The organism is Coleofasciculus sp. G1-WW12-02, from assembly GCF_040219735.1.
In the GTDB taxonomy this organism is placed as follows: Bacteria; Cyanobacteriota; Cyanobacteriia; order Cyanobacteriales; family Coleofasciculaceae; genus Coleofasciculus.
Genome location: NZ_JAVJRX010000047.1, coordinates 89758 through 111558, shown reverse-complemented (window position 1 = coordinate 111558; position 21801 = coordinate 89758). Strand labels below are relative to the sequence as shown.

General features: G+C 45.1%; 16 protein-coding genes. 5 read left to right on the top strand and 11 right to left on the bottom strand.

Annotated features, from left to right (window positions below; translation table 11 throughout):
- Position 1: 1 nt before the first annotated feature.
- Positions 2 to 604: a protoporphyrinogen oxidase HemJ gene (hemJ, locus tag RID09_RS08560; RefSeq protein ID WP_446335526.1), complete on the bottom strand. Its 603-nt coding sequence runs from the start codon at positions 602 to 604 to the stop codon at positions 2 to 4.
- A 443-nt stretch (positions 605 to 1047) separates the two neighbouring features.
- Here hemJ and RID09_RS08555 point away from each other — a divergent pair, with 443 nt between their 5' ends.
- On the top strand, positions 1048 to 2919 hold the full coding sequence (locus RID09_RS08555) for a protein kinase domain-containing protein (RefSeq protein WP_446335525.1): 1872 nt from the start codon (positions 1048 to 1050) through the stop codon (positions 2917 to 2919).
- 37 nt (positions 2920 to 2956) lie between these two features.
- On the opposite strand, the gene RID09_RS08550 is transcribed toward RID09_RS08555, so the two are convergent.
- Positions 2957 to 5926 (bottom strand): CHASE2 domain-containing protein, encoded by a 2970-nt coding sequence (locus RID09_RS08550; RefSeq protein WP_446335524.1) that lies wholly within the window; start codon positions 5924 to 5926, stop codon positions 2957 to 2959.
- A 14-nt stretch (positions 5927 to 5940) separates the two neighbouring features.
- A complete protein-coding gene (locus RID09_RS08545; RefSeq protein ID WP_446335523.1) occupies positions 5941 to 7278 on the bottom strand; it encodes an AAA-like domain-containing protein in 1338 nt (445 codons plus the stop codon).
- Positions 7279 to 8024: 746 nt separating this feature from the next.
- On the opposite strand from RID09_RS08545, the gene RID09_RS08540 reads away from it, so the two are divergent.
- A complete protein-coding gene (locus tag RID09_RS08540; protein ID WP_446335522.1) occupies positions 8025 to 8420 on the top strand; it encodes a hypothetical protein in 396 nt (131 codons plus the stop codon).
- 199 nt (positions 8421 to 8619) lie between these two features.
- Entirely contained in the window at positions 8620 to 9462 is an 843-nt protein-coding gene (locus RID09_RS08535; RefSeq protein WP_446335521.1) for a DUF928 domain-containing protein, read from the top strand.
- On the opposite strand, the gene RID09_RS08530 is transcribed toward RID09_RS08535, so the two are convergent.
- From RID09_RS08530 to lepB, 3 genes are all read right to left on the bottom strand, one after another.
- Positions 9437 to 12247: a CHAT domain-containing protein gene (locus tag RID09_RS08530; protein ID WP_446335520.1), complete on the bottom strand. Its 2811-nt coding sequence runs from the start codon at positions 12245 to 12247 to the stop codon at positions 9437 to 9439. The two genes, RID09_RS08535 and RID09_RS08530, sit on opposite strands and share 26 nt — an antisense overlap.
- 157 nt (positions 12248 to 12404) lie before the next feature.
- Complete coding sequence (locus RID09_RS08525) at positions 12405 to 15131, bottom strand: two-partner secretion domain-containing protein (RefSeq protein WP_446335519.1); 2727 nt, start codon at positions 15129 to 15131, stop codon at positions 12405 to 12407.
- 853 nt (positions 15132 to 15984) lie between these two features.
- Entirely contained in the window at positions 15985 to 16587 is a 603-nt protein-coding gene (lepB, locus tag RID09_RS08520) for a signal peptidase I (protein WP_446335518.1), read from the bottom strand.
- 179 nt (positions 16588 to 16766) lie between these two features.
- Here lepB and RID09_RS08515 point away from each other — a divergent pair, with 179 nt between their 5' ends.
- The gene (locus tag RID09_RS08515) at positions 16767 to 18086 is read left to right on the top strand and encodes a dihydroorotase (protein ID WP_446335517.1); all 1320 of its coding nucleotides are present in this window, start codon (positions 16767 to 16769) and stop codon (positions 18084 to 18086) included.
- Between the two features lie 140 nt (positions 18087 to 18226).
- On the top strand, positions 18227 to 18742 hold the full coding sequence (locus RID09_RS08510) for a DUF1499 domain-containing protein (protein WP_446335516.1): 516 nt from the start codon (positions 18227 to 18229) through the stop codon (positions 18740 to 18742).
- A gap of 109 nt (positions 18743 to 18851) precedes the next feature.
- Here the strand turns inward: RID09_RS08510 and RID09_RS08505 are convergent, their stop codons facing one another.
- The 5 genes from RID09_RS08505 to rpmI form a co-directional block, all read right to left on the bottom strand.
- Positions 18852 to 19265 carry a hypothetical protein gene (locus RID09_RS08505; protein ID WP_446335515.1) on the bottom strand — a complete coding sequence of 138 codons (414 nt, stop codon included), beginning with the start codon at positions 19263 to 19265 and terminating at the stop codon, positions 18852 to 18854.
- Between the two features lie 217 nt (positions 19266 to 19482).
- Positions 19483 to 20013 carry a tetratricopeptide repeat protein gene (locus RID09_RS08500; RefSeq protein ID WP_446335514.1) on the bottom strand — a complete coding sequence of 177 codons (531 nt, stop codon included), beginning with the start codon at positions 20011 to 20013 and terminating at the stop codon, positions 19483 to 19485.
- A 44-nt stretch (positions 20014 to 20057) separates the two neighbouring features.
- Positions 20058 to 20840, bottom strand: a complete 783-nt coding sequence (locus RID09_RS08495; RefSeq protein WP_446335513.1) for a transporter substrate-binding domain-containing protein — start codon at positions 20838 to 20840, stop codon at positions 20058 to 20060.
- 197 nt (positions 20841 to 21037) lie between these two features.
- A complete protein-coding gene (gene rplT, locus RID09_RS08490) occupies positions 21038 to 21394 on the bottom strand; it encodes a 50S ribosomal protein L20 (RefSeq protein WP_446335512.1) in 357 nt (118 codons plus the stop codon).
- A gap of 49 nt (positions 21395 to 21443) precedes the next feature.
- The gene (gene rpmI / locus RID09_RS08485) at positions 21444 to 21641 is read right to left on the bottom strand and encodes a 50S ribosomal protein L35 (protein ID WP_446335511.1); all 198 of its coding nucleotides are present in this window, start codon (positions 21639 to 21641) and stop codon (positions 21444 to 21446) included.
- Between the last annotated feature and the right edge of the window lie 160 nt (positions 21642 to 21801).

Below are 21801 nucleotides of genomic sequence, written 5' to 3'. Positions count from 1 at the left end.
CTTAGGCAGATACCTGTTCGGTCATCTCCTCACTGGTTGCTGGGGACGCTTCTGCCAAACTTTTTTCCTTATCCCGCTTCCGTTTTTTAGCATAGAGTTGAATCGATGCTGCCATAGCAATAATCAGGGCAAAGATTCCCCAAGCCGTGATATCTGTGGGTAAACTATTCTTAAACACGGCAAGTAAAACAATCGCGACGAGTAGGACAGTGGGGGCTTCATTGAGTGCGCGAAACTGTTGACTGGTCCATTGACATTCTCCAGATGCTAACCGTCGCATCAACCGACCGCAGTAAAAATGATAAGCCAGCAACGCCACGACAAACCCCAACTTAGCGTGCATCCAACCAGACTTTAAAACCTCTGGCTCAGTGGTGAGTAAACCAATTGCCATGGCGACAGTCACAATCATTCCCGGTGTGGTAATGATGTTGTAGAGACGTTTCTCCATGAGTTGGTATTGATTTTTCAGAATCGTTTGCGCGGGTTCCGCTTCCTGCGAGGCTTCTGCGTGATAGACGAAAAGACGCACGAGGTAGAATAACCCAGCAAACCAGACAACAACGCCAATTAGGTGAAACGCCTTAAACCAGAAGTAAGCCATAAATTATTCCTTTACAATTGAGTGATTGGATTAGAGTGGGCAATCTGTTAGTATGTCTATCCTATTCAGATTTTGCCCCATTCTCAACTCAAACCAATCACTAACGAGATCGGTCAAACTGTGAATACCCGATTGGGGACTCCTGATAGACCTCGTGATAGAGTAAACCTTTCAACTGTAGCCCGATTGCGATTATCCTGAAAAAGGAGGGGTGCAATACTCTCTATCGAATCCAATTTAACAAAGGAAGCGCTAATCGCTTTGCTCGCCAAGCGCTATAACCGATTCTGGGTGCTAGGATGCCATAGAGTAATTCCTGATGCACTTATCACAGATTGATTGTTACATTGCCAGATTAGCAGCGACAATGAAGTTAGGCTAATGTACAATTTGCAGTCTCGTTTGATCAGATGGCTTACGCTGACAACCTCGATACAACTCTCATGACCGATATTACACTTAGTGGGCGCTACCGCGTTATCCGTCAGCTTGGGGCGGGTGGGTTTGGAACCACCTTTCTCGCAGAAGATAGACAATTACCCGGTTATCCTTGGTGTGTTGTCAAGCAACTGAAGCCAAAAACCACTGATCCGGCGATGTTGCAGACAGCAAGACGTTTATTCAATACCGAAGCCGAGGTTCTGTATAAATTAGGAAACCATGAGCAAATTCCCCGACTGTTCGCTCACTTTGAAGAAAATCAAGAATTTTATTTAGTCCAGGAATTTATCGAAGGTGATAGTCTATCTAAACTTTTACCCCTCGGTAAGCCGTTGAGAGAGGCAATTGTTATTCGACTATTACAAGAAATTTTAAAACCTCTGGAGTTTGTTCATCAGCATCAAGTTATTCACCGGGATCTCAAACCGGCGAATATCATCAAACGCAAATCCGATCATAAAATTGTTTTAATTGATTTTGGCGCGGTTAAACAAATCAGTACTCAACCCGTCGAAACCAAGGAACCAACGGCGCTGACGATTGCCATTGGTTCAGCCGGCTATATGCCTAACGAACAATTAGCCGGAAAACCGCGCTTTAGCAGTGATATCTATGGGGTGGGGATAATTGGTATCCAAGCTTTGACCGGGTTACACCCAAAAGAACTACAACAAGACCCTGAAACCAGTGAATTTCTCTGGCGCGATCAACTGAATATTAGCCCAGGTCTGGGTTATGTTATCGATAAAATGGTGCGCTATGACTTCCGTCAGCGTTACCAATCCGTCACAGCAGTCTTAGCTGATCTGAAAAATTTATCTCATTACAATTCGGGTATTATCACATCCTCTCCTGGGCAAGGAATGTCTATTCAAGGGGCGAGAACCAAAGGACAAAATTTGACCCAGATCCCAACCAAGATGTTGGATAAAACCACCGGAAAAATGAGCAAGTCGGGCATGAGGAATCCGGCAAAATCTTTGACCGGGACAGGAGAAAATTCGGCGGGGACATCTGGGAAACGTTCTCGGAATTCAGCGGTCAACTATCCCCCATCAGGGACAAATAGTTATAGCCAAGATTCTACGGCGCGATGGGATTATGCCCCGGACGCACCAACGCAGATTTTAAAGGATGAATCGGCTCCGAATCAAGGCAGAGCAGTCGCTTCAAGGTCCAATCCCTCTAAATCATCCCCCCTAACAAAAACACCGATTCAGTTGAATGGGCTCAAGCTGCTGAAAGGGCGAAAAGCGAAATGGGTAGCAGGAGTTGTCTTACTTATTTTTGGCGGGGCGGTGACTTCTCTCTATTGGTATTGGCAACAGCGCCCGTTTTCTAATCAGCTGTCTTCTCAGCCCACAGAAACCCCAAGGAATAGCGCCTCACCCGTCCCAGAAAATCAAAATACGGCAAAATCTTCTCTGTCTCTAAATGAACCTCAACCGATTTTACCTACCCACACTCTCCTGACTCCTTCACCATTGCCACCAATTGATTTAGCGGGAGAATTAGAAGCCAAATCGTTTATTAATTCGGTGAATAAAAGCCAACAAATTTTCTATTTACAACACGAACAATTTGCCTCAAGCTTAGAGGAGTTGGCAATTCCCTTGCAATCGCAGCCCGAATCTTATGAGTATGAGATTGTCTCAGCGAATCAACAGCAAGCGCTGGTTACGGCTCAAGCGAAGAAGCCGGATTTAAAGAGTTATACCGGGGCGGTGTTTGTGATTGGGGAATCGGCGATTGATCAAATTTGCCAGACGAATCAACCGTCACAAACGCCTCCCTCTCAACCTGAAGTAGTGGAGAATACTATTCAATGTCCAGCGGGTTCTTCCCCACCCTACCAAAAAACTAATCAGTCATAAAATGGAGATTTCAACTCAGAGAAAACAAGGGTGCATGTCAACGCAAGTAGGTTGGGTTGAGAAACGAAACCCAACTTATCCGGTTAGCTGGAATATTGCCTGCTTTCTCTGACATACTCCCGAAAACAATCAGCATACCTCCAGTCATGACCAAGGCTAAAGCGGCGGGAACTATCGGTATCCAACCCCCTTGCAGGAAAAGAACCCACCCGCTTCCGTATAAAATACCTGTAGCGACTCCGCCTCGGATCAGAAAACCTAATAGTGAACAAGAATTGTGGGCGAGTATTCCTCCAACTAAAGACCAGCCGCCAATCCAGAGGATCTCAATGGGTTGGGACCACCACCATATCAGGGGTCGATGATCTAAAACAGCACTGAGAATTTGACTGACCATCTGCGCCTGAATTTCAATCCCGGTCAGGGTTTGAACGGTATTCTGTCCTCCACTAGAGGGAGTACGCCAACGATGATCGTTAAAACTGGGAGCGGTGGTGCCAATCAGAACAATACGATTTTTTACTCGCTTAGGATTGAGTTGACCATTCAGAACATCTGTGAGCGTAATTTTCTCAGCAATCTGGGGAGTGGCGCGGTAATTGAGTAAGATTTGGTGACCACTCGAATCAATATTAGAATAGCCACCTGTGTTTTTTTCTAGAGTTTTAAACACCGTTGAGCCAAACTGGAAGTAACCTTCGGGATTCAGTTGCGGTTTAATTCCTTGGCTCTTTAGATAATGAGCGGCAATCTGTATACTAAAAGCGTATTGATTTTGACAGGGTAAGGCGTCAGAAACGGCTATAAGATGACGACGCAGAATTTCATCCGTATCGAGGACAACATTATTAAACCCTTGTCGTTCCGCTGACACTTCCGGTGGCGGTAAAACCCCAGGATTCCCGTAATGGCAGATGGTAAACAAGCGATCGCTCTTTTTCATGGCTTGGGCTAACTCTGGATAGTTTTCGTCTACAGGGCGATCGCGATAAATATCTAAGCCAATGGTTTGGGGTTGATAGGATTCTAATTTGGCTAAGAGTTGAGCAAAGGCTCGATCAGATAGAGATGAGCCAACTCGTTCGGCTGAGGGTTGAGCCTGAACGTCTTTTTCGGTAATCTCTACAATTAAGAGTCGTTCATCGGGTCCTTCATGGGGTCGCAGCCGCATCAGGTGATCGAATACGGTGAGTTCCCAGGATTCCAACCAACCGCGCGATCGCACCCCGAAAACCATACCTGTCGCGATCGCGGCTGTGATTAAGACGATGAGTATTTTCCACCACCAGGGTTGCAGGTACGGATCAAGGGTAATAATATAAACGGCGACAGGTTGGGGAATATTCTTTAACAGGCGTTCTCCGGCTTTCGTAATCTGAAGCTGTTGGTGATCCTTCACTTCATTCAGATGATCTTTAACGGCTTCGTAGACGGTTTGGGAAATACAAATTCCCCCCGCTGGTGCTTCAGTTTGCAGCCGCGCCGCCACATTCACCACATTACCCATCACATCATCCTGATAGGCGTTGATAAAATTACGGGAGGGTGAAACACCGAAATCATTTTGGAAGAAAAACACTTCCCCCAGATGGATACCAATTCGATGGCGGAGAATGTCCCGCTTGGGTAAATTCGCCGCAGCGGTTTTGAGCGAATTTTGGATCGCGATCGCGCAATCAACAGCGTTTTGTGCAGTTTCAAAGCGCATCAACAACCCATCTCCCAACCCTTTGAGTACCTCGCCGGAAAACTGCTCACAGCATTCTCGGATAAGCTGAAAATCCCTTTGGAGCAGTCCCATGGTATGCTTCTCATCGGCTGCCATTTTTGTCGAGAATGATTCCACATCGGTAAAGACGACGGCAAGAATCCGTTCCTTGGGACAATATTTTTCAATCCAATCTAGATTAAAAACGGTTTGATAGATCGGGTTATAAACCACTAAGTTACCCTGGTGCTTATTCACTAATCCCGATAGCCGCAATTCGATATGTTCAGGACTATTTTTTGCCTCAACACTTCCCTGTTCTAAAATGATTCGATAAATCTGGAGGGATCGTTGACAACAGTGAAGTTGTCCCAGCAGGCGATCGCGAATCGTTCTCAGATGTTCCGGTTCATCTTGGGCTTCCCAATTTTCAATAATTTGCGTTTGCACAAACTGTTTCACCCATCGCGGGGCTTCATTCTCAGGAATAATGCAGAGTCCATTCTGTTCCTGATTACAACGATTCACCAGAAGCCAACATAATTTCTGGGTGAGAAACGGCTGACCCCCTGTCCAATACAATACCTCGCTTAATACAGCTTGGGGACAGCTTATTCGTCCGACTAATCCTTGAATTAAAGCCGCGCTTTCGTGAACCTTAAACCCTTTCAATTCAATTGCCCGACCAATGTTAAATGGCGTTGCATATTTGTCTTGAATTAAATCCGATGGCGTGGCAACTCCCAATAAGGCAAAAGTAAGGCGTTTGTAGTCAGATTTGGTTGCCCGTTTGTCATAACAATTACGGATCAGTCCAAAAAAATCATCAGCCGGAAAACTCAATCCCAAAACACTATCAATTTCATCGATAAAAATAACGATGTTTTTGGGAATCTGTGCCAGCAATACTGTTTCCAGAAATTTGCCCAAACGTTGCACCGGGGAGAGATCCTCATACTCCCGTAACCAGTTACGTCGATTCACTTGTAAATCGAAACCACTAATTAATTCTTGGATAATCCCACCGTACCACTGCTGGGCGCTAATCTGTTGACTCCCAATACCATTCAGTTCAATTTCGGCACAGGCAATTCCTTGGGCTGTGAGTTTGCACATGGTACGGATTCGCAGGGAAGATTTGCCCATTTGCCGAGAATTAAGGACATAGCAATATTCCCCGGATAGTAAACCGTTATAGAGTTCAGAATCTGCTTTTCTTACCACATAAGTGGGTGCATCAGCGGGTAAACTTCCGCCAAGATGATACCGATCAGCCCCGTTGAGTTCATCAGCATACATTCGGTATTCACTCCTTAATGATGGCAGAAATATTGACGATATAAATCACAGCGGGGTTCGACCTTATTTCCCGACCGTTTGATTAATCCTATACTATGAAGTTGATAGGCTTGCATGGGTTCAACTTGTATAGGGGTTGTCTTGGTAACAACGGTTTTAAACGCCTCTGCGAGTTGAGGATGAGATTGCAGATAAAACCAATTTTCTCGCAAATGACTGGCATAAATTCCAGCGTCTGTAGGTGCGGTGGCTAAGAGTTGATCGAGGGGCATATTGGGGTCATTTTTTAGGTAGGTAAAGGCGCGTTCGACTAAATAGGGATGTCCTCCAATCATGTTGATTAAGGGTTGAAGATAACTCAGATCAGGATTGAGTCCATATTTTTGGGCAAACTCTTGTATCTGCTCTAAGGTAAAATCAGCAAGTTCAATGGGTAACCCAACATTAAATGGTGATTGATTAATGTTGAGGCGAATATAAACATCAGTTGAATGGACGATAATTAACCGCAATAGTTTCCACCGTTGGCGACTTCTGGCTTTTTCATACCAGGAGCGCAAGAGTCCGAAAAAGTCTTCATAAATTTCGGGATACGGGAAGAGTAAATGTACATCATCTAAGCACAAGGCAATGGGACTATTCGTGGAGGCTAAGAGATAGTCTTCAAAATAGGTAGTACAACTGACCTTAGAACCCATATCCTCTTCATCCCAATAATCGTCTAAGGCATTGGCTAAGCCGAGTTCGCGAGAGAGATTAATACAAAACCACCGTAATAATTTATCCAGATGAGTGAAATGACTCTGACTATCGGCTAGTTTAAAGCTTAAACTAGCGGTGCGGTAGCCTTGAGTGGCTAATTTAGCTAATACCCGATTTACGAGTAAGGTTTTACCCATTAAACTGGGTGCTTTAATCCGCACCAGCGCTCCCGGTTGTAAGAGGGTTTGATAACAAGTGCTTTCCAAGGGAGAGCGTTCTACATAGTAGTCGGGCGTAAATGATTCTAACTGTTTTTGGTTAGGAAGATAAAGGTTTGGGGCTGGAGAAATTGGATTGGGGGAAGCCTGGGAAACCTGGTGCTGTTTCCAATATCTCTCCAGTACTTGTTTGAAATTGCTTTTTTTCACTTTCTCTCCTAAGGCTTCGGTTAAGATTTTCCACAGCTTCGGAGCGACATCTTGACTAATATAGCTGGTGGCATATTGATGTTTGGCGGCAATTTGATCATACTCTTGACGTTGCCATGCTCCTTTGAGAACCATGACTTCTACATCCGTCAAGCTGCGGTGAGCGCTGTATGATACAGCTTGGTTCGCCATTTGGATGGCGTCATCTATATCAAATTTCATTGGCATGAAGACTCAGACTAACCTACTTATCTTATCTTAGTAAATACGAATACACCCTGAGATGAAGTGAGATTTTGCGAAAATTACACAAGCCATAAACCTGAATTTTCATGAATTATTCCGATTTATTTGAGATGGAAATTTTTCGGGTAATAATTGCTGTGTAATCTTTAAATCATTACCATCCAATAGCTCGGTTTTGCCGCCTGTTACAGAGGTGACACCACGTCTATATATTTTCGACATTCTGGCTGGGAATGCCGTTGGCGAGACTCTGCCTGCCATAATAGAGTCATAGAGAGTTTCTAGTTCAACCCTAGCAAACTGACTAGGTTTTTTACATATCGATACAATTATAAGGACAGCGCTGGCAGAGGTTAAAAGGTTACATTCGATACAATTATGAATTAAGGCAGATTATAAAAATGGCTCAATCCTTTTCGGAACAAGGTACATAAGACGCGATAGCGATCGTCCTTTTCTCTAGTCAGCTTCTAGTTCCACTGAGTCATAAAATTTAACATCTTTCAAGACGCCAGTGCGATAAAATTATTCCTAAATATTTAGTAAGATAAACCTCAACTTTACTGAACACCCTGAATTTTCCTGAATTTTCAAGTCCTGAATTTTCCTCAACTCTTTGGGGAAATAGTCATTCATACTGAAAACCGAAACGGGAAGGCAAAGCGGACAGATTCACTCAGCCATCCCTTACTAACTACTAAAGAATGAGGATTTGCAAACAGATGAGAACTATCTTTTGGGATACATATACTCCTGAAACTTTTTTCCTATTATATCCGGTAAGTTCAGGATTTTCTCTAAATAGTTGGAGAAGTTGGGGTCGCTATTCTCGCCGTCGGTGTGGTAATCGTCCTTGTCCTATTCCAAGAACTCAATCTCTTGCTTCCTTGCCTTCAGAAGCTTCTGTTCTCACTGCTATTAAGCACGGAAATCAAAGTGATACAAACGAAGAGGAGGACAAAGAACCCAATATCACAGATATTATGATTCCGATGGGTCTTGACCTTCCCAACTTAGTGGAACCCTATCAAGTTTTATACTCGAACTCTCACATTCCCTACTCCCAGCACTACCCCTTATATCATTTCTGGCGCAAAGCTTTTGGGCATTTAGATTAGGGTTAAATCAAACGACAAACGTGACGGGTGCATCTAGAATTGAACATTGTGGCGAAATCATTGTCTGGAGGAGCATCTCAAGGGAAGCAAATTTTAAAGCGGAGAGTTACCTTATAAATTCTCCCCGGCTTCCCCACTCTGAGAACTCCCCTGCTGACAACTCCACGTTCTATCCTCTAGTATTTTTACAGGCTAAGACATGAACAATTTCAAATTTATACTTATTCCTCGCAGCAAAGCTGTACTAGCTATAGGAATCATCATCAGCCTCATTACTCGTCTTCCTCCAGCGACGGCACAAGTTGAGTCGTCAAATACTATCTTTGAGCCAATATCAATTCCCTCTCTCCTGCCCAATTTACCGCCTAAGGATGGTGGTGGTACTCCTACAACCCGCAATGGAACAGGTACTCGTGGTAACTGCGAATACACCGAAGGAGATCTCTTCCTCACTCGCATGGCAGGTGGCAAGAACTTTCAGTTAACCGTGAGTGACTATCCCACCTTTTGGGTTTATGTTCCCTACGGTTCAGACAAAGTATCCTCTGGAGAATTTTCCATCCAACAGGGGGAAAATGATATTTACCGCACCACCTTTAAACTGCCAGCAACACCAGGAATCGTCAGTGTAACAGTTCCCACAACAGAAAAGCCATTAGAAATAGGTAAAACCTATCGCTGGTATTTTGAAATGAGTTGTCCTAGTTCAGCACAATCCCAGCAAGCAGCAACTCGACTGGCGCCAGCATCGCTGACGGGATTTGTGCGACGAGTTGCCCAATCTGCTGAACTTGAGGCAGAATTAAATCTGTCAAAAAACCCCCTAGAACGGGTTGCCGCTTACGCCCGTCATGACGTTTGGTATGATATGTTCTCAGAATTGGCTCAATTACGCTTGGAATACCCTGAAAATGCCACATTGGAAAGTATCTGGTTAGAACTCTTGGGAGATGAAAGAATTGGGTTACAAGAAATTGAGCAAGAACCCATTGCTGGTAGTGTTATACCTGGCAATGTTATAACCAGTTCCCAACCAGAATAAAGGGTGCCCAGTGATAGGGGCGTAGGTAATCTTTATCCGGATCATCTGGATACTCGGTTAAGAAAGCAATTTGAGTTTTCCGCAGAGCTTCAGCTTTACTCAGTTGAGGCTCTTTTAACTGTTGATAAAACCGTCGCATAAATTCTGCGGTGGATGCATCGTTAACTTGCCACAATGTCGCCAATGTGCTGCGGGCGCCAGCTCGAACCGCGATTCCGGCTAATCCTAATGCCGCACGCTTATCTCCAGCGGCTGTTTCGCAAGCACTCAAAACCAGTAATTCAATAGCGGTAGTACGATTGGGTTCATTGGTGCGTAATAAACTATCTAAATCCTGAACATTAATCCGCCCACTCCAGTCTAAGAGGAAGGTTTGTTGGGGATTAGAACTAAATTTGCCGTGGGTGGCAATGTGTACCAGATTAAAGGGTTCCATATTAATCTGATTGCGGATATTATCTTGTATAAAATCCTGATTCTCTAGGCTTTGACTTAGGTTGAGTTGGTTTCGGATTCCGGCTAACTCATCGGCTACATTGTCTAGGGTAGAAAATCCTTCTTGCTCAAAGCTGGGTGCATTTGTCGTTCCAGCAATCAGCCCTCGGAAATTCTCGCGGTTGAGGGGTTTGGGTTCTAGGAGTTGTAAACCGGGCGTTAACGCCACAGCATATCGCTCAATTAAATACTTTTCTCCGTCATAGAGAGTCGAGGGGGGAATATTGCGTAAGGAACCATCGAGGACAAATACTAAAGTTTTAACGGTGGGGTTATCTGAGTTTGCGGGTTCTAAATCAGCTTCAAAGGGGCGAATTAACCAATCGTAAAGTTGTGCCGCATCCTGTTTAATTTTACTGATACTCGTACTGCGTTTGGTTAAATCCTGGCGCAATTGTTCCACGGCTTGATCAACTTGAGGTTCAGAGACGCCTTGATGGGCATAGTGGCGCAGGTTATTTTGTCCAGGTAATTTGAGAATTACCTCCAAGCGATTGGGTAATATAATTGGATAAATGATCGCCGCTTGAGGATCAACGTTATCAATATTCACAGCTTCTGGTGTGGCACAAGCATCGCGAAAGAAGTTATCCAGTTCAGCCAATTGCAAGGCTTCCATGATATCGCGGGCTTGGCTCAGATTGGCTTTATTGGGAGTGGGGGAACGCAGAAGTAAATCGACGAATTGACGATAAACAGGTTCGACAGTTTCTCGGAAGGAAAATTGAATTTCGGGATTGAGGGCGACTAAATCACCGCGTAAATTGTTGAGTGTCTTAACGGCTTCATTGTAATATGCGATCGCGTCTGAATTGACAAGCAGATTTGGAGAATTCTCTTGGGCTTGGGCTTGCAGTAATCGCCCCATTTGCCATTGCCATTGATAGGTGATATCAGCTGCATTCATCTGTTGAGCAATCAGGAGTGCTTTTTCGGTTACATTTTTGGCGTTTGTCCAGTCTTGGGTTTTTTCATAGAGCTTACCTAGCGTACCCAAACTATAAGATATCGCCCGTTGGTCTTGTAAAGCTTCAGCTTGTTGAATCGCTGTCGTTAAGATTGCCGCCATATCATTAGTGCGTTGCTTCTGTGCCATTAACTCTGGAATCTGGAGCAAACTTTCAGCAAAATTCACATGAGCATAAACAGAAGCCCGACTAGCATGTAAAGTTAATAATCCGGTTGATATTGAAGACAAAAACTCTTGATCCGGTGATATAGAGTCAGTCTCAATCAATAAATTCAATTGATTAAGTTGAGCTTGAATTCGGGTTAAAGGAATCGTGGCTTTCATTGCCGCCTGTTGGTAGTGAGTCAGGGCAGCTTGGATATAGTCTTTGCCTGAGGAATTTTCAAACACTTTAGCGCGTTGGGCTAAGGTTTGCTCTGTATTGCCTAAACTCAGCAATATTTGACTTTCCTGTTGCGGTAAGCCTAATGCTTGGGTTAAGGCTAAACTTTGGCTGAGAATATCTTGAGATTTTTCTAAATCCCCCCCTTGTCGCAAAACAGTCCCAAAATTTTGCAACCCAGCCACCTTAACAGGTGAATCATCTAACTCAAAAAGGGCTTGTTCTAGCCGATGATAAAGCTGTTGTGTGCGTCGATACAATCCCAAGGATTGCATTGCCTCGGTTTGATTAATTTGGCTACCAATTGCTCCTATCGGATCACTCGCTTGCTGATAGAGAGTTTCTGCCTGTTCCCAGCTAGCTAAAGCGGCTTCAGCGTTGCCTGTAGCTAATTGTAGACGCCCTTGAGCATTGAAGACTTGAGCGCGAACCCTTGGGTTAGCTTGAGGTACAGTTTCGAGTAAAGACAAACTGGTTTGAATTGCTTGTTCAGCGGCTTGCCACTGTCCGAGTTTCTGATAAGTTAATGACAGGAGGCTTAATACTTGAGCTTGCTGGAGGGTATTTCCAGTCTCGGCATACCCCTGTGCTGCTTGTTGCAAAACCTGTACAGCTTCAGTAAATTGTCCAGTATCATAGTGATTTTTGCCGACTTGTACTAAGGCTAGAGTCTCCGTGGCGACAGGAAGTTCTGCCCTTACTAGAGGTATTCTATGGATACCCAGACTTAAGCTTAACCCCAACAGAGCCAACAGGAGCGATCGCGCCGTTCGTAGTAGGCACTTTAGTGCCATAAGCGCTTCATCGCTTACTACAAGCCTGAGCGATCGCGTCAGTACAGAAAATCGTAAATTTACCCATTTTCCCAACCAACTCAACCTCCGAGGAACACAGACCTTTGATACTTTATTTACAGATAAGGATACTAGGCGTTTCATATCATTAAACCTTTTAGATTTATGTTTGTAACAAGCACTGAAGTGCTTACTACAAAAACCTCAGGCAATTGTAGGGTGAGGAGAGCGGAGCGTAACGCACCATTTATAGCGCTCACATTGCAACTTTGATTTCGGTAAGGTTTCACGAAAACTTTAACTATTGACAGGTGAACGATGGTAAACCCGTTGCGTGGGGAGTCACAACCGTTGGTTCTGCGGTGAGAATAATCGTACCATTTGCATCTTTAAACCAACCTTGAGCTTCAACAAATTTATTTGGCTTATTCTCTGTAACTTCTTGATAACTGTTTTGGTTAGATTGCTGCACCTCCGTTGATTCCCCCACAGTAGTTATCCGCCAATCTTCCCAAGTCGCATCAGCATCAAGCACCTGATTGGGAGGCTTAGGCAAACCGCCGCGTCCAGTTATGATAAATTCACTTCCCTGTGCAGCGGCACAAAGACTTTGTTCAATCAGTCGCGTCACATCAACAAGTTCTGCTGGCAATTCCACCAGTCCTTGAGCCGGGTCTAGTCCTAATAATATGAGAGTAGGAATTTGACTGAGTTGGGGAACCGTTTGCGAAATGGCAGTGATGTCATTTGATTGCAATTCAGCGGCTTTGAGTTCTAAGGGATCATCTGGTTCCAGTAAAGTTTCTAGCTCTTCGCGGCTGCGGATAACCAGATTAAACAAACCTTGAGTCTTGAGCCGGATGCGTCCTCCTTCTCCGGAAAAAGAATCGGCAGTAATATCGCTGTTTTCATTTGGAACAGCAACAATAAAATCAGATTCAATGGTAATATTGCCACCATCTCCCCGTGGCTCTGCTTGCCCAGCCGTACCAGCCGTTGCTGAGATGCGACTCCCACGGCGCAAGAGTAAAATGTCATCAATAAGAAGCGTAATATCGCCGCCATTGTTTGTAGCCGTTTCAGCAGAAATACGAGCATTAGTATCCAGGCTGAGGAAATTAGCTTGAATTTCAATATCTCCCGCCTCTCCAGTCCCCTTACTCTCAGTTGCAATTTCTGCTCCATCCTGGATAACTACGATTGGAGGGTCAATAAAGATACTGCCACCATTGCCACTGGAGTATTTTGTAGTATTAGCAAAGAATCCACTATCATCTCCAGTAATCGTTACGCTCTCTTCCACCTGTAATGAAATATTTCCAGCATTATTGCTACCCTCTGTGGTTGTGCGGAGTTGTCCACCACGGGTTACCTCAACAGTATTGGCATTGACCGCAATTAAACCACCAATCCCGCTATCAAACGTTTCAGCCGAAACTTGGCTTCCATCGGTTACAACTAACTTGGGCGTGTTAATCGTTAGATTTCCTCCATTTCCCTGTCCCTCAGTTTGAGTTGTTAAGAGACTGGGAAGCTGACCTTCTTCACTACTCAATTGCACCAATGTCGAGGCATTGACAGTCAAAGTGCCGCCATTTCCTGTGCTATTGGAAGAAGTTCCACTAGCAATTACAGCGCCATTTTCGATGAGGAGTACAGGGGTGTTAATGGTGAGGTCTCCTGCATCCCCCTCGCCGAAAGTATCTGTTCTCAAACCACTAGCAACCTTGTCGATGTTATCACTAACTTGAACCAATTCCGAGGCGTTCACCACCACATTACCAGCATTACCTGCACCAAAAGTAGCAGTGGCAATCTGTGCCCCATCCCATAGCTGTAGCACGGGTGTAGTAATCATCACCTCCCCTCCGTCTCCGGTTGCTTCGCCGGTCGTAAAAAAGCCACTGTTCACGCCACTAGCTTGCACTAATTCCGAGGCATTCACCACAATAGTTCCACTCTTGCCTGCACCAAAAGAACTGGAGCTAATTGTCGAAAAATCTGTCAGAGTGATTTCCTTCCCCCAAACTTGAATATCACCCCCAGCTTCGCTACTAGTGATCACTAAAGCCCCATTGGTTAACTCTATATCCGCCCGCAGAATTTCTGGAGGAACATTCAAAGAGAGGCTATTGCCGTCAACAGTCAATCCTACTGTCCCCGAACCAGCTACAGCCGCTAATTCCACTCGACCTTCTAATGCATTCAACCCACCTCCAAATATTTCCTCCTCAAGTTCAAACATTTGTCCATCAATCAGGATCTCTCCACCCACTAGCAGCAGACTTTTACCATCAGGGACTCGCAAACCAAAGAAAGGAAAGCCGAATGGATCAACTCCAGAAAATGCAACTGAGCGCGATTCAATGCGTCCTGGCGTGATTTGATTAAACAGAAACGCCGAAGGATTCACCGTCAGTAACGGCGAAGGAACCTCTGACTGTGTGGTACTAAAAAATCCCCGTTCCCCAAACTGAATCCCATTGGCTGTCGTTGCCACAAACGAACCCTCAACATGCAGCTTGGCACTCTCGCCAAAAATAATCCCATTGGGATTAATAAAAAACAGATTCGCCCCACCATTGACACCCAGCGTCCCCAGAATATACGAGGCGTCATTTCCCCTTACCCGACTAAAAATATTTTCAATTCCTTGGGGAGAATCAAAATAGACACTCTCTCCTTCTGTGATATCAAATTGTTCAAAACTGTGAAATCGGTTAGCACCACGAGTTGCTCCCTGGGTAATCAAATCAACAATAGCGCCGTCGATACCACCTTTCTCAACCACCGATTGTTCAGCGCCCCAGGTTGTATCGGGCATAATTTGGGCAACGGCGTAGTTACCATAAGCTAGCCAGACACAACTGGTGAGCGCTACACTGCCTATTCTGATGCATCCTGCCCGTTTTGAGCGACTCTTACCAGTCAATCTGCCCAAAGTCTTCCGTATTCCCTTGGAACCTAGTTTTCCAGTTTCCCCATTTTCCTGTGCCTGTGTCCGCAACAGATGAGTTATTTTTTCCATATCATCAACCTCTTCCCAGTTTGCCCGGTTAAGCGATTAGCTGGTTAAAAATTATACTCGCCAACTCTATCCAATAGTTGTATTTGTCGCCAGATAACCATTAAAATTGGGCAAGCGTACAATAGTATACTAAACTTAACAATAATTAGGGATTAAATTGTATAAAAGAATACCATTTATTTTATACAATTTAAGTTTAAATTATTAGATTTTTGATTAATTCTAGCTTTTCAACCCCACATATTAGATTTAAGATTGAATCATTTTTTTGTTCCTCTATCTTATCGCCGAGACTGATAAGATATACATTATGCAATGGAGTAGGTTAGCAAGAGGAGGCGATTGAAATCGCTGCTACACAAACAAAGTCCGCCTGCGCGGACTAGGTTATAACGGGGGTAGCGTTCCCCGGATTTGGTATAACACCCAAAACAATCGAACATCTCTATCAGATTGATCAAGCAGGAAAACTCGGATCATTTTTTTCTTTGGTAGAAATCCGAGAGCGAGTGAAAGGGGTGGGAATGATGTACGAATAAGAATACAATATCAACTGTCTGGTGCGAAAAGGTTTTGCTAAGAGAATATGCAGAACGAATATCAATCCAGACAATATTAACCTGGCAAAATAACTGTGCTATTGAATGAACCGGACGGGAAAGACAAGGCGAAAGCCTACAGCAGACAGCTAGAAAAATGGTTGAACTTACGAGACGAAAAGATCAGACAGTTTTTTGTATCTCTGGATGAAGGCAGGTTAGGGAGTTGCAAAGGGACGTGGTTTCAATCCGTCCCGTAGTATCCTTATAGAATCCCTAGTCATTTATGCCAGGAAGAGGTCAAAGTTCCCTGTTCAAGGAGAAGCTTCTGGAGCAATAGACTCGATCACATCAACTTCACCAACCCGATTAATGGGCCAAAAGCGGACAATCGCTCTGCCAATAATATTTTTACGGGGGACAAAACCCCAATAGTGAGAGTCGTAGCTATTATTGCGGTTATCTCCCAAAACCAAATAGTTGTCCTCTGGCACAGTAACAGGTCCGTAGCTGTATTCGGGTTCCTCTTCGATATATTGTTCCCGCAATACTTGACCATTGACGTAGACTCGTCCCCCCTTCACCTCGACGGTTTCACCAGGAAGCCCAATCACCCGCTTGATAAAGGCGTCTTTGAAATTTTGCTGCTTGAGCGCCTCTGTGGGGGAAAAGACAACAATATCTCCTCTCTGGGGTTGACGGAAGTTATAGCTGATCTTATCAATAATCAAGCGATCGTTAATCTGTAGGGTCGGTTCCATAGAACCAGAAGGGATATATCGCGCTTCTGCCACAAAGCTGCGAATCCCGATCGCGAGAAAAACACTCAAGCCAATCGTCTTGAATCCCTCTACCCACGGATTTTCAGCTTTTTGTACCGATTGTTTTTCCGGATCTCGATTTGGGACACGAGTCATAGCCGTTTAATCACCTTAAGCAATCACGAGTTGGACGATGGAGGAAAATCAGCCAATTAGAGGCTCATCTCTTCTAATTTAACCGAAGCGGTTGTAACCGAAGCTGTTCCTCTAGTATCTGGACAAAATTCGCTTTAAAGTAGAAATACTGAAGCTATTGGGAATTTTAGCATTTTCTTATGTCCTCTGACTCTTGCTTATTAATCCGCCATGCTCGTATTCTCATGCCAACAGGGGACATTTTGCTCGCAGATGTCCTCACTCGTGGTCGAGAAATTGTCCAGGTTGCCCCAAACATTTCAGCTTCGGCAGATAGAGAAATCGACGCGACTGGGTTAACATTGTTGCCGGGAGTCATCGATCCACAAGTTCATTTTCGCGAACCAGGCTTAGAACATAAGGAAGACTTATTTACCGCCAGTTGTGCTTGTGCCAAGGGAGGCGTTACCTCATTTCTGGAAATGCCCAACACTCGCCCCCTAACTACGACTCAAGCCGCCTTAGATGACAAGCTGAAACGGGCATCTGAGAAGTGCTTGGTTAACTACGGCTTTTTTATTGGCGCGACGCCAGAAAATTTGCCCGATCTGCGTGAGGCACAGCCGACCTGTGGGATTAAGATATTTATGGGTTCGATGCGTGGGGGGTTATTAGTGGATAGCGAGGAATCCCTTGAACCCATTTTTGCCCAAGGAACCCGGCTGATTGCTGTTCATGCTGAAGATCAAGCCCGAATCCGGGAACGGCGGGAAAAATTTGCTGGCATTAATGATCCGGCGATTCACTCCCAGATTCAAGATAATCAAGCCGCCCTGAATGCGACTCAACTCGCCCTAAAACTCTCGAAAAAGTATCAGCGACGGCTGCATATTCTGCATCTGTCTACAGGGGAGGAAGCCGAGTTACTACGTCGGGATAAACCCAGTTGGGTAACCGCCGAAGTCACTCCCCAACACCTGCTCTTGAATACCAGCGCCTACGAGAAAATCGGCACCTTAGCGCAAATGAATCCCCCCTTGCGATCGCCTCAGGATAATGCCACCCTTTGGCAAGCCCTATTAGATGGTGTCATCGACTTTATTGCTACGGATCACGCCCCCCATACCCTGGAAGAAAAAGCCCAAACCTATCCCAATAGTCCATCGGGAATGCCAGGAGTGGAGACATCCTTAGCATTAATGCTCACCCAAGCTATACAAGGACGCTGTACTATTGCCCAAGTCTCGAACTGGATGTCTACGGCTGTGGCTAAAGCCTATCGCATTCCCAAAAAAGGCGCGATCGCTCCCAGTTATGATGCAGATTTGGTCTTAGTAGACTTAGAAAATTACCGTCCGGTGCGGCGAGAGGAACTGTTAACCAAATGTGGCTGGAGTCCCTTTGAAGGCTGGAACTTGACCGGATGGTCTGTGATGACTATTGTTGGGGGTCAAGTGGTTTATGAACGGGGAAAACTGCACACAGCTATACGTGGTCAAGCCTTGACGTTTGATGGGTAAAATGGTGAGGTTTTAAGGGGAGTAGGGGCAGGTTGATGTAATTTCCTCTCGCTCTTGATGGTAACTTTCCCTCAAACCCAGCCTGTCTGAATGATGAATTAAGGCAAAGGACAAAGGACAAATGACAAAGGACAAATACTATGACCTTAGAAGCTCAAAAACGCTCCCCGATTAGATCTATTCTAATCATCTGTATTGCTTTAATTTTCATTGTTGCCTGTTCTATAGGCGTAACCTTAACTGTTTCGGGAGGAGCTATGTTTGCTGGAAAACGACCCACAAATCTTGGTATTGAGTCAGGGAAGTTAACTCCTTGTCCAAGTACGCCAAATTGTGTCAACTCTCAAGATCAAGATGCCCAACATCAAATTGAGCCATTAACCTACAAATCAACACCAGCTAAGGCAATAGCTGACCTCAAAACCGTGATTGAAAATATGGAAAAAACCAAAATTATCACGGAAACCGACAATTATCTCTACGCTGAATTCACAACTAAGCTTATGGGATTTGTCGATGATGTAGAATTTTTCCTAGATGAAGGTGCGAATGTTATCCATGTTCGTTCGGCATCCCGTTTAGGACAATCCGATTTAGGTGTAAACCGCCAACGGGTGGAAACCATTCGCGCCAAATTCAACGAGCTGCAAAGCTAAGTGTAAGTTCTCTGACGGGGTGATAAGCACAGCAAACGCCCCGTCAGGGTGTGAAAATTATCTTAGATTGACATCCTCACCACGCCGTAGGGGTTTGGTTACCAAACCCCTACTTTTTCATGTCACGAGCCATTTTACGGAACATATCCATGCCAGAATCGCTAGAGCTAGCGCGGCGGCGCTCAAAACTCTTTTGCTGTGGCTCACTCACTGGCTGGTTTTGAGGAGTTGGCAGAGGTTCAGGAGTAGCGCTGATTTGCTTATTGGAACGGATGACTTGCCCAAAAGCAGAGGTTTCTACCTCCTGCTCTAAACCCTGCCCTAGGTTGTCTTTCTTTTTGGCAAATCGCTTCTTCACAGATGTGGGCGATCGCATATAGTTAATATCACCGAATGTCTTGGCGTCATCCGGCTCTAAGAAGTAGACTTGTCGCTTTTGGGCTTCTGTCGCCTGTTCTACTTCGTCTGTCTCCTCATCAACGTACTTGCTCTTTAACCCAAATAAATTACTCAGAAATCCCATAGCGAACTAATCCTGCCCTTAATTGATTACCTTTATTACTTTATGTTAACAATAATCAAGAATTATGTAAATTGCATTCTAAAACTAGCAGAGTGAGGTAATAATCTGGGTAGTTTTTCTGCACAAAATAGATGAGTCTGGAATAGCCTGTCAGCATATAGAGACGTTGCCTGCAACGTCTCTATAGGATCTATGGAGGGTTCAAGCCGCAGAAAATTTAGCTGGTGGATGGCACTAACCGCTTGCGGAGGGATTCAGCTCTGCGCTTGGCTGTCTCATTCTTCGGTTCATACTTGAGCGCTGCTTCATAAGCCTCCAACGCTTGAGCGGTTAGCTTTTTGCGCTCGTAAACGTGACCCAAGTTATTGAGAGCCGTCACATAATCTGGCTCTAGTTTTAAGGCTTCCTTATACTGGCGAATGGCAATATCGTACTGATCTTGGGCAAAGTAGGCAAAACCGAGGGCATTATGAACAGGAGCTAGGTTGGTTTCTGAAGCATCTGGAGCTTTAAGTCCCTTTTGGAATAGGATAACGGCTTGAGCAAAGAGTTTCTTGTCTAGATAGATACTGCCCAACTCGTAGTAGTCTTGGACTGACCCCCGCTCTTTTTGCAGCTTTCTCTCCAGCTTTGAGAGGGTGCTTTCGATTTTACGGGTTTTGAAGACTTGGCGGATTACCGCCAATGCTGCAACACCAAGCAGGACTAACAATATGATTAGATAAATTTGTGGCAGAGTTTCATCCATAATCCTGTAATTCCGTGCAACTATAGGGGAGGGGTTTCCACTCTTCATGGTAAACCCCAAGCGGCAGCACGTTCAGCTAACCACCCTTCGGCGTGCCAACGTGCGATCGCCTGATTGACTTGTTGTCGCAGTGCGGTATACTGCAATCCTTTAGGCATCACCACCGCCAAGGCTGCACCAGATAGGCGATAGGGGAGCAATCGATAGTCTGGGTATTGCTGCACCCATCCAGTCAGAACACTCTGATCGGCACAAAATGCATTGGCTTCTCCCGCCTCAATGAGCGCACGCGCTTCTTGGTAGGAGTCAACGCCGACTAATTGGGCATTGGGTAAAGCATACTTGATCACCGCGATTGTACTCGAACCCTTAAGGACAGCGATGGTTTGGTTGTCTAAATCGCTCAACAGATTGATTGAGGCATCTTTCGTAATAATCCCTGCACCATCCAAATAGTAAGGGATACTGAAATCGACCAAGCGAGCGCGAGAATCCGTTACCGTTACTCTAGCGATCGCAATATCAACCCGATCCTCAAATACCACACTCAAGCGATCGCGATTCGTCACAGGCTGCAAAACCACAGCCTCTGGACTCCCCAGCAGTTCTTTCGCCAGTCGTCGAGCAATATCAATTTCTAGTCCTTGTAGCGTTCCCGTCGCATCGCGAAAGCCCAAAGGACGCACATTGTCTTTTACCGCAACAATTAATTGACCCCGTTGCTCAATTTCTGCCAATTCAGCCGGATAAGCTGATGGGGGTTGTACGACAGCCACCCCCATCAATCCAAGTGCTACACCGACATTGAAAAACCTTTGGGCGATCATCTATCTGGGGTTGGTGATTGGTTGAGGGGATTGGGGATTGGGGAAGAGGGAAATTATACCCCCTAACCAGGGCGGGTTTAGCCACGTTATTGGTTTGTTGGGTAACGTTATCGGTCAAACCCGCCCCTACAAATTGGCTCCCCTGCACCCCTGCACCCCTGCACCCCTGCTACCTCAACCGAAACGCTCTATTGAACTTACTTTGCCCCTTGGCTAGCCAGTTCTACAACCTTTTGAAAGCTGGCGGGATCTAACACAGCTAATTGTGCCAACATCTTGCGATTGATCTGAATATTTGCCTTTTTCATCTGACCGATAAGCTGACTGTAGCTTATGCCATTCTGACGAGCCGCCGCATTGATACGAGTAATCCAGAGACGGCGAAAATCCCGCTTGCGCTTGCGGCGATCGCGATAAGCGTTCCGCAGTGCTTTCATCACCTGTTGATTGGCTGTACGGAAGAGTTTGGAGTGAGAACCCCGATATCCTTTCGCCAGCTTGAGAATTTTCTTGCGTCGTTTACGTGCAACGTTACCGCGTTTTACTCTTGTCATTGACTGTTCCTAATTGATACTAACTAGATGGTTATTCGTTTTAAGTGGTCTAAAAATAGGGAAGCATTAAGCGTACATTATCAGCATCCCGTTCATTGACCAAACTCAATTTCGACAGACGCCGCTTCCGTCCTGAGCTTTTGCGCTCCAGTAAGTGGCTCTTAAACGCCTTGCGTCGTCTAATTTTACCGCTTCCGGTGGGTCGAAAACGTTTGGCGGCTGCTCTACGGCTTTTCAGTTTCGGCATAAACAACTTTGAATAAGGACACAATCTCCAATTTTACTACTATCCCAGTCAACTTAACGGTTAACAGGGTAGTTTCCACCGCAACTACACTTGCCTTGCACCCGCCTGCGCGGGTTCCCAAACCCTTATTTTTCCTGTCTTTTCTTGTCAAGCAGACTTT